This window comes from Pseudoalteromonas sp. GW168-MNA-CIBAN-0100 (assembly GCF_040309225.1).
Classification (GTDB): domain Bacteria; phylum Pseudomonadota; class Gammaproteobacteria; order Enterobacterales; family Alteromonadaceae; genus Pseudoalteromonas; species Pseudoalteromonas arctica.
In genome coordinates, this window is sequence record NZ_JBEOOL010000615.1 from 1 (window position 1) to 267 (window position 267).

Here is a 267-nt window from a genome sequence, read left to right on the forward strand (position 1 = left end):
TTTGTAACCAGCCTAAATTTTATTTATAAGCAGACTTTAACAAAATATAGTTATTGCATGCCTTCAAATTTGGTAAAAAATGAAAAATATAGTCAGCACACAATGGTTATATGCGCGTTTAGAGCAAGCTAAACTCGTTATTCTTGATGCAGGGATGTTGCGCGCATCCTTTATTGGGGAGTACTCTCCAATAGCTATGCTGCCTAACGCGCAGCGCTTTGATATTAAAAATGAACTAGCAGATCGCTCTAACCCATTACCTAATAC

1 protein-coding gene is annotated in these 267 nt (G+C 37.1%); it reads left to right on the forward strand.

Features of this window, described 5'->3' with window-relative positions:
* Positions 1–79: 79 nt before the first annotated feature.
* A partial coding sequence (locus AAEY62_RS22675) for a rhodanese-like domain-containing protein (protein WP_502935556.1) occupies positions 80–267 on the forward strand: 188 nt, incomplete at its 3' end.